The following is a 9,117-nucleotide window of genomic DNA, read 5'->3' as shown; positions in this document are numbered from 1 at the left end:
CCAGTTCGTGGTTATACAAAAGAACTTGAGTTTGATTTAACACTAGAGCGAGAATACGTCGTTTATGCAATCAATTCAACACGGGGGCAAACATGGTATTATCTTTGCGACGATCGCTATACTTATTACCCAATTCCTAATCCAGCACCTTTATTTGAAATAGTAGATAACAGACTTTCCCAGTATTGGCGGGTAAAACTAGAGGAAAATGGTTTACTAGAAATTGCCTTTGCTGAGTGGTTGACAGATAGTTATTTTTATGATAAATTAACCGACCAGGAAGAAAAAGAAGTCTTAATTTTTGAGCGCGTAAAGGAACTAATTGATGCAGAAGCAACTTCAGTTACTTCTCCACAACTAGCAGTAGCAGAAGTATTAGCTAAAGTTTAAGTTAGCTAGCGCCTTATCAAAGTAGAGACTAAAATGCAACATCTCGACAGCGTGAGTTTCGCCATTCCTCAACTAGATGAGTTATCGTGGAAGTCACAAAGTGCGCTTGGTGGAGCCAATGGTGGCTATGAGAAAATTCTTATTATTGTGTTTGTTTGTTGTGGGGCTAGGGTTTGCCTTGTTTAATTTTAAAGGCTTGGCAAACCAAGGCGAGTTTGATTCGATTGTACTTGACTTTCGGGAAGATATTCCAGCGACGGAAATTCAGTCAGATTTAGCGGATATTGCTCAAAAGTATAATCTCACCCCTCGCCTCAATAGTGAATTTTCGGTTGCGGATAATGTCTATGTAGTTGAAGGTAAAAAAAGGCTACTCAAGGCTTTAAAAAAGTCTAGTTTGAAGCAAAATACCGAATATATCGAACCAAACTACATTTATCGTGCTTTTGATATCCCTAATGACCCAGATTACGCGAAACAGTGGAATTTGCGTAGTATTAATGTTGAGCCTGCTTGGGATGAAACCAAAGGTAGCGGTGTCGTTGTCGCAGTTATTGACACTGGGGTTACTCAAGTACCCGACCTGAAAAAGACTAAATTAGTCAAAGGCTACGATTTTGTCAATGATAAAATTGATGCTTCCGATGACCAAGGACACGGTACGCACGTAGCTGGTACGATCGCTCAATCAACAAATAATGCTTATGGTGTAGCTGGTGTCGCTTACGAAGCCAGTATTATGCCCTTAAAAGTATTATCAGCTAGTGGTGGCGGACAAGTAGCGGATATCGCCGAAGCAATTAAATTTGCTGCCGATAATGGCGCAAATGTGATTAATATGAGCTTAGGCGGTGGCGGTGCGTCACACATCATGGAAGAAGCAATTAACTATGCTTACAACAAAAACGTCGTAATTGTCGCAGCCGCAGGAAATGCTAACCAAAACGCTTCTGCTTATCCAGCCCGTTATCCTCGCGTAATTAGCGTCGCCGCGATCGATGCGTCAGGTAACAAAGCACCTTATTCTAACTTTGGGGCTGGTGTAGATATTTCTGCTCCTGGTGGCAGCGAAGCTGGTAAGATTTTGCAAGAAACGATCGATCCGAGTAACGGACAATATGTTTTTGCAGCTTTTCAAGGTACAAGTATGGCAGCACCTCACGTTGCTGGTGTAGCTGCTTTAATTAAAGCTAGTGGGATTGAAGAACCTGCGGAGGTTTTACAAATTCTCAAACAATCAGTGCGTAAAATTGAGGAAGACCCCTTAAATCATTTTGGTGCTGGTCATTTAGACGCAGGAGCGGCAGTAAAATTAGCTTTGAAGGGGCAAATCACCTTCCGCGACTTCTTCCGTTGGCTGCGCGATAATGGCTATCTCAACCCGCGTTTCTGGATTGATGGTGGTACGATCGCCTTAATCCCGAAAGTGGTTATGGTTCTCGGTTCCTATTTGCTAGCTTGGTTTTTACGCAACTATTTCCCCTTCAATTGGAGTTGGTCGCTGACTACGGGTTTAGTTACAGGTAGTTCTGGGCTATTCTTCCTAAAAGGATTTTATATCTTTGACTTACCTCAGTGGCCCTTCCGAGTCATGGGTAGTTCTCTGCCAGAATTAGGAAATGCGGTTCAAGGTACAGTACAGTTAAACCCATTTTTTGCCAGCGCTTTGCTTCCCTTTATCCTCGTCGTGCTACTGTTAGGACATTCCCAATGGAAGTGGTTTGCGATCGGTACGGCTTTGGGTGTAGCTTCTTGTTTGGGAGTAAGTGCTTTTGTCTCCCCCGCCGTTTGGGGCTTGGGTAGTGCCTTTTTTGCTCGTAGTTTCTTAATTGTTAATGCTTTACTCTGCTTTGGTTTAGCATATTGGGCAAGTCAAGGAGAGAAGAAATTAGCATGAGTATTACTGTCAAGGGAACTGTCGAACGCAAAGAAATGGGTGCAGGTACTTGGGCTTTAGTTACTGATAAAGGCGAAACTTACGAACTTAAGGATGCGCCTTCAGATTTGCAAAAATCGGGGCTAAAGGTCAAGGTTGAAGGTGAAGTGCGAGATGATGTGATGACTTTCGCGATGATTGGACCTGTGTTAGAAGTTAAGTCATTTAAAAAGATGTGACTTCAATTTCTCAACTTTGAGTTTGTGGCAAAGTAGAGACGTAGCAATGCTATGTCTCTACAACTAATTTCAGGATGACAATTGGTGGAAACTTTCGCTGGTTGAGATTAATCTAGGTATACAAGAGAAGTTTTGCTCGTGGCGTGAAATTGAGCTATAGAGAACTTAATGCCCCAGGAATTTCAGCTTTCTGTAACTCCCCTTGGAAATGATGAATATCTGGTGCGGACTGAGAAAGTCGCACCAGGAGTACCTCCTGCTGAGGAGAAGGTAATTTGGTCTACTGAAGAATGGTTAGCGCAAGCGAAGCATTTGATGAATGACCCTTTGTTGCGTTTGTTGCAAGGTAATAGTTGGTTTGAAGATGATTTTATTTTTACGGAGACGGATGAGTCGGAGACGGCTAATCAATCTTCTCTGAATTTGGTTAGTTTTGGTAAGCAACTTTATCAGGCTTTGTTTTATGGTAAGTTACGGGAGAGTTGGGCGATCGCGCAAGGTATTGCTCACAATCAACGCTCTTACATCCGTTTGCGTTTAGGATTTAAGGATGTGGCGACAACTCGCTTACCTTGGGAGGTTCTCCACGCCGAAGATCGTCCTTTAGCTAGCGTTACTGATATTGCGTTTTCTCGTTATCAACCGAATATTTGTCTGCTCAATCCCGCAGTAGTGGCAAAATTAGAGCCAGAACAACCATTAAAAATTTTAATGGCGATCGCGGCTCCCAGCGATCGAGAAAGTTTGGAGTTAAAACGGGAAGCGCGCGAGTTGCAAGAGGAATTACGCTACAGTCCACCGAACAATTTACCACCGATAGAGTTAACTATTCTCGAACAACCGGGACGAGAGCAACTTACTCAAGCTCTCGAACAAGGATCGTATCAGGTTTTTCACTACGCTGGTCACTCAAATTTGGGAGAATCTGGTGGTGATATCTATTTAGTTAGTCGTCAAACTGGGTTAACTGAGAGAATCTATGGCGATGATTTAGCCGGATTATTGGTGAATAATGGGATTAAATTCGCTGTCTTTAACTCTTGTCGCGGTGCTTTTGAGGAAAGTGGAGAATCCGTTACTGAACGCAATTTAGCCCAAGCTTTGGTTAAACGGGGTATTCCTGCTGTTTTGGCGATGGCGGAACGCATTCCCGATCGAGTAGCCTTAAGTTTGACGAAATTTCTTTATCGTAATATCAATCAAGGATATCCGATCGATAAAAGTGTCAGTCGTGCTAGACAAGGTTTAATTTCTGCTTATGGTTCCAACCAATTATACTGGGCTTTACCTGTACTTTATTTACATCCAGAATTTGATGGTAGTTTGATTGATTTGGAACCGCCGACTGATGAGGATTGTCCGGAATTTTCTGATGAATTATTGATAGCAGACAACCTAACTGAAGAAGAAGAAGCTTTATTTTTGCCTTCTGAACGCATGACTTCTGCTTCTTTTTTTGACGATCGCAAGCGTGCTAATAAATTACCACGTTTACCAAATGATTTGTCTGAAGAAGATGACCTCGGTTTTGAGGATCGAGATGAAGATGAATTCTTGGCAGAATTTTCCAGCAGTGGTGAGGATGATGAGGAAGCTTCAGCTTTAGTTCGAGATTTATTGAGTGAATTTTCGGGAAATTCCCCAATTACTGAAGTTGATTCTGAACAACCAGAAGCAGTTGAGGAAGAAAATATTCAGCTAGATAAGGAAACTGTTTCTCAACCAGAAATAACTGCTGTTGAACCCGAAGCAACTACAAACCCACAACCAGCGAAAAAAGCACCTAGTAGGTGGCGAAATAAAGGTTTAATTACTAAGCTATTAAGTGCAACCGGGCTAGTAGCGATCGCTGTTTTCGGTTTGTGGTTCTTTCTTAACCGCGAACCAACCCCCAGAGAGTTATTATCAAATCCGCTCATTGCTCCCGTACCAAATGAGACTTCTGAACCCGATCTTTCGTCAACTATTAATTTAGAAACGGCAGAAACTTCTACCGTTGCGGGAATAGCAATCGAACAATTTTCTCAAGGAAATATCGAACAAGGAGAAGTCGCAGTTCTTGCTTTATTAGAACGTAATGCTTTACCTCAAGCGCAGGCGGCTTTAGCTGCGGTTCCTCCCGAACAACTTAACGACCCAGAAATTAGTTTTTTACGGGGAAGATTAGCTTGGCAATTTGTTAAAGTTGGCAATGAAAATTACAGTATTAGTGATGCGCGACGTTACTGGGAAATAGCTTTTCAACAAGGAGCTAATTCGGTAATTTATTTAAATGCTTTAGGCTTTGCTTATTATTCTGAAGGTCAATATAATGAGGCTTTACAAGCTTGGTATGATGCACTTGATTTGATGGAAAAACAACCAGAAATAACAGCAAATCTGCCACCCGAAGAACGATTAAATCCTTATGCTGGACTGGCTTTAGGACTTTGGAAATTAGCAGAAAATCAATCGGGAAATCAACAAGAATTTCTTGATGATAAAGCCATAAAATTACGTCAAAAAGTTATTACGGAAGCACCAGAACAATTTCGTCCCGAAGCCCTTGCTTCTAATTGGATGTGGTTAGAATCGGCGATCGCCGATTGGCAAGAACTTTTGAAGACTTCTAGTCAGTAGTGGGGATTGGGGATTAGCACCTTACCAGTTTTTCCAACAATTCTCCCTTGTCTTCCCTCTCTCAAAATTTCTCCAGTCCCCTTACTTTTGTCGATCCATTAAGGAAGAAAGAGAACGTTGCTTGCGTAGATCGAGCATATCGGCAAGACTTTCTTCTTTTTGGTCTAATCGATTAACTTCTTCTGGAGGTAAGACAGTAATCATCGGTTTGGGGGTGAGAGGAGATGATTTACGAGATAAGGGAGATTTCGGGCGCTTACTTTTACCTTTGAGTGGAGGGCGTTTCGCGATCGCTGAACCTTTAGCAGGGGGGCGAGACTTTTTTTTCTTTTTTTTTACTTTTGGGCGATTAGTTCGCTCTCGATAGGGTGCTGGACTGTTGATTTTAGCTTTTGTTGGTTTTGGTTTTGGTCTGGTTTGGGAACGAACTAACGTTTTCCGGGTATTACTCGGCTTCAAGCTATTGAGTACGAAGAGAGAACCCGCACCACAGGCGAAAATAATTCCAGCAAATAACCAGACAGGAAAGGTTTCTTCTTGTACTGTTTGGACTGGGTTAACTCTCTCGACAGGTTTTTCGGTTTTGGGAGTTGATTGTACGGTGTTTGGGGTGGGTTTTGGTTTTGATTCTCTGGGCTGTACTTCCTCAAAAGTAGTCGTCGGGGAAGATATTACTTGCGGTTCGGGATCTTTTCCGGCGCTAAATACACCGACAAAACCGTATGCAGCCGCGATCGCGGCGATCGTCCATAATCCACCAATTAAGATCCAGGGGCGATCGCGAATAATTTGGTAGACAAAGTTCTGCAAAGACCTCTGTTGATTCGTTTGAGAATGTTCGATTGAAGAATTTTCCATCATTGAAGAGGTTTTAAAGCTGCCCAAGATTACCAGACAAGCCAGCGATCGCGTCCTTTCCACTTCGAGGGGGATACACTAGCTCGAAGGCATTTTAGCATAACCTTTTCACGTAGCTGCATCGATCGGTTACTAGCGATCGCTCGCTAAGCGCCGGAAGCATTATTTTTCGCATAGTTGAGATAGTTTTGATACTCGGCGATTTTCTCCTGTGCGACAGGATAATTAGGGTCATTTTTCTCAACTGCTTTCATGAGGGCGATCGCTTCTTGCCAATGACTGGCGACTTTTTGCCATTCTTCGCTATTCTGGGCTGTTTGGGTCAAATTTGCTGCTTCCATTGCGTTATTCACAGCCACGCGGAAAGCATCAACTGCTTGGGTAGCGTTATCTTGAGCATAATTAAGATACTCTTGATACTCGCCAATTTTCTCTTGAGCGAGAGGATAATTATGATCGTCATTTTGCACAATCTTCAGCAGTGCGATCGCTTGTTGCCATTCACTGGCTACTCGATCCCATTCTTCTGTAGTTTTTGCTTCTTGAGTCAGATTTGCGGCTGTCATTGCGTGATTAACCGCAACTCGGAAAGCTTCTGTATCTGGGACATCAGCTTCAGCCGAAACTGTAGTTTTTTGTCCCCCGGGACTCGCTAAGTAATAAAGCGAAAATCCACCGATGAGTAAGGGAACCAGACAAGCGGCTAATCTAACTGCTATTTTATTGTTCCAGAATTTTTGCCAGTGATTAGGAGTGCGAGGCGTTTCTGGAGTTTCGTCAGCTAATTCGACTATTTCCGGTGTATCTTCAAAACCAACTGTTGTTGACTCAGTTGATTCAGCCTTAGTAGTTGTTACTGACTCTTGGGGGGGAATTTCTGCCTCCATTGGCGGAATTTCTGGAATTTCCTCAGCTTGCAATTCTGGGGGAAGTTCTAATTCCTCTACTGCTACTTCTTCTTGTTCGAGATCGGGTTTTGCTTCAGGTTGGGGAGGTGCTTCAGTTGTCGCACTAACCAACTGTACTTCTTCTTTGGGAGTCTCAGGAAGCTCGTTTTCTTCTTTGTCGAGATTTTCTTTCAGCCAGGTTTCAAACAATTCGTTGAGCAATTGCTGACGCATACGCTCGTCTAACTGAGCGGGAAGCATTTTTTCCAGTCGGACAATGACAAAATAATTTTCTAAACGAAATAGAGGAGCAAGCTTACCTGGTTCAACGCTGCGGAGAATTTGAGCTAATCGCGGATGAAGATTGCTCATGGCGATCGGTCCTATTTTACCGCCATTTTTCGCTTCTGGACCTTGGGAAAATTGCTTTGCGAGGTCGGAGAAAGATTGTTCGTCTTCCTGAATGCGGAAATAAAGCTCTTGAGCTACTTCTGCTTCTTTAGTCCGCAGCAACAGGTAGATTACTTTATCTAGTTGAGCTTTGCGCGAGAGAAAGTAGCCTCCGAGTTTATGCTCCCAGTTAGCTTGTTTAAATTTTTCCAGTCTCAGTTTCCGAGTAGCGATCGCTCGTAACTTTTCTTGAGAAATTCCCTGACGCTGGCGTTCGGGTTCTAGCTGTTCGCATAAACGATCTACTTCTTCTGGGGTACACTGATAAGGCGCGATCGCCTGTTCGACAATCAACTCCCTTTGCAACTGCGGTAGCAATTGAGATTTTTCCAGAAGTGAGATTACTTCTTCAACAGCAATTTGTCGTTTTCCGAGTTGTAGAAGCATAAAGTCCCTTGTAATCCTTGTTGTGTCTGGTTTTTCCTTTGGTTCATTGACTTAGGCGTGCTTTTTACTCAAGCGCTACTCACCTTTCTCATCTTGAAGTGCCTTTGTAACTTATCTTGTAGCATGATTGGGATTTATCTTATTACTCATCTTAGCCTGACCCCTGTAAGGTTAGAAAATTTAACATTGTTATTTAGCAGTGCTAATTAGCAGTGGTAATTTTTACAACCTTACAGCCCACATTCCGCACGACAAAATGTAAGATGTTGTGTGTCAAGTAGGGCTAAGTAGAAATACTGAGTCAAGTCAAGGGGAAAAAGTGGGCAAGAGGTGTCAAAATTAAATGAGAGAAAAAGATACTTGGCAGCTAATCTATGTCCATTGAAGTCAGCAATTTAGACCACTTAGGTCTCGTAGCGGGAATTATTGATGAAATTGGCATCGTCTCCCAAATCAATGAACTGATTCCCTCTCATAAAACCGAGAAAATTAGTGCGGGTCAAGTGGTCAAAGGAATGATTTTGAATGGATTAGGATTAGTCTCATCACCCTTATATTTATTCAGTCGTTTCTTTTCAGGAAAAGCGACAGAACATTTATTGGGAAAAGGAATTAAACCAGAATATTTGAATGACGAACGCTTGGGAAGAGTATTAGATGAACTGTATCAAACGGGATTAAATCAAATCTTTATCTCAATTGTTCTGGAAGTGGTAAAAAAATACCAAATTGACGTGGGAACAGTCCATTTAGATTCGAGTTCATTCCAAGTTCAAGGACAAGATCAAACCGAATCGCCCCAATTCCAAGAAGAAGAACAACCATCAGTTGTAAAAATCACCTATGGCTATTCCAAGGATAAGCGACCAGACTTAAAACAATTCATGATGAATTTGATTTGTAGCAACGATGGAGATGTGCCATTATGGGTAGAAATTGGCAAGGGAAATGACTCAGACACCAAAGAATTTTCTCGGCTCATGAGGGACTACAAATCCCAATTAAAATGGGACAGTCTCATGGTAGTAGATAGTGCATTTTACAGCCAAGAAAATCTTCAACTAAGTCAAAGCATTTCTTGGCTAAGTCGCGTTCCAGTTACAATTAAACTAGCAAAGAAACTGATTCAAGATATCAGTTCTGAAGAGCTTCAGCCTAGTCAAATCCAAGGATATAGCTACAAAGAAGTCACCAAAACCTATGGGGGAATTTCACAAAGATGGTTAGTAGTTGAAAGCGAGAAGCGTCGCGAATCTGACTTAAAGAAACTCGAAAAAAATCTGGTCAAAGAAGCCCGTGAAGCCGAGCAGAAAGTCCGACAATTAAGCCGTCAGACTTTTGCTTGTATTCCTGATGCTAAAAAAGCGTCACAAAAATTATTGAAAAAATCTAAATATCATCAGTTGACAAG

The 9,117-nt window shown here is 42.2% G+C and carries 7 protein-coding genes; 5 read left to right on the top strand and 2 right to left on the bottom strand.

The genetic code is table 11. The features are described 5' to 3' along the window. From G3T18_RS22805 to G3T18_RS22790, 4 genes are all read left to right on the top strand, one after another. The coding region (locus G3T18_RS22805; protein ID WP_224412896.1) for a hypothetical protein at nucleotides 1-390 on the top strand (390 nt) is incomplete at its 5' end. 127 nt (nucleotides 391-517) lie between these two features. Beyond that, nucleotides 518-2,287 (top strand): S8 family peptidase, encoded by a 1,770-nt coding sequence (locus G3T18_RS22800; RefSeq protein ID WP_224412895.1) that lies wholly within the window; start codon nucleotides 518-520, stop codon nucleotides 2,285-2,287. After that, nucleotides 2,284-2,505: a DUF5818 domain-containing protein gene (locus G3T18_RS22795; protein ID WP_224412894.1), complete on the top strand. Its 222-nt coding sequence runs from the start codon at nucleotides 2,284-2,286 to the stop codon at nucleotides 2,503-2,505. Before G3T18_RS22800 ends, G3T18_RS22795 begins: the two co-directional genes overlap by 4 nt. Nucleotides 2,506-2,673: 168 nt before the next feature. Next, a complete protein-coding gene (locus G3T18_RS22790) occupies nucleotides 2,674-5,124 on the top strand; it encodes a CHAT domain-containing protein (protein ID WP_224412893.1) in 2,451 nt (816 codons plus the stop codon). An 81-nt stretch (nucleotides 5,125-5,205) separates the two neighbouring features. Here the strand turns inward: G3T18_RS22790 and G3T18_RS22785 are convergent, their stop codons facing one another. Together G3T18_RS22785 and G3T18_RS22780 are read right to left on the bottom strand one after the other, a co-directional pair. Next, nucleotides 5,206-5,985 (bottom strand): hypothetical protein, encoded by a 780-nt coding sequence (locus G3T18_RS22785; RefSeq protein ID WP_224412892.1) that lies wholly within the window; start codon nucleotides 5,983-5,985, stop codon nucleotides 5,206-5,208. A gap of 143 nt (nucleotides 5,986-6,128) precedes the next feature. Continuing rightward, nucleotides 6,129-7,706 (bottom strand): peptidylprolyl isomerase, encoded by a 1,578-nt coding sequence (locus tag G3T18_RS22780; RefSeq protein WP_224412891.1) that lies wholly within the window; start codon nucleotides 7,704-7,706, stop codon nucleotides 6,129-6,131. A 374-nt stretch (nucleotides 7,707-8,080) separates the two neighbouring features. On the opposite strand from G3T18_RS22780, the gene G3T18_RS22775 reads away from it, so the two are divergent. Beyond that, nucleotides 8,081-9,117, top strand: a 1,037-nt coding sequence (locus G3T18_RS22775; RefSeq protein WP_224412890.1) for an IS1634 family transposase, incomplete at its 3' end; no start/stop codon positions are given.

This window comes from Oscillatoria salina IIICB1, assembly GCF_020144665.1.
In the GTDB taxonomy this organism is placed as follows: domain Bacteria; phylum Cyanobacteriota; class Cyanobacteriia; order Cyanobacteriales; family SIO1D9; genus IIICB1.
Note: the sequence above shows the minus strand (reverse complement) of the source record. Positions and strands in the feature narration are given on the sequence as shown.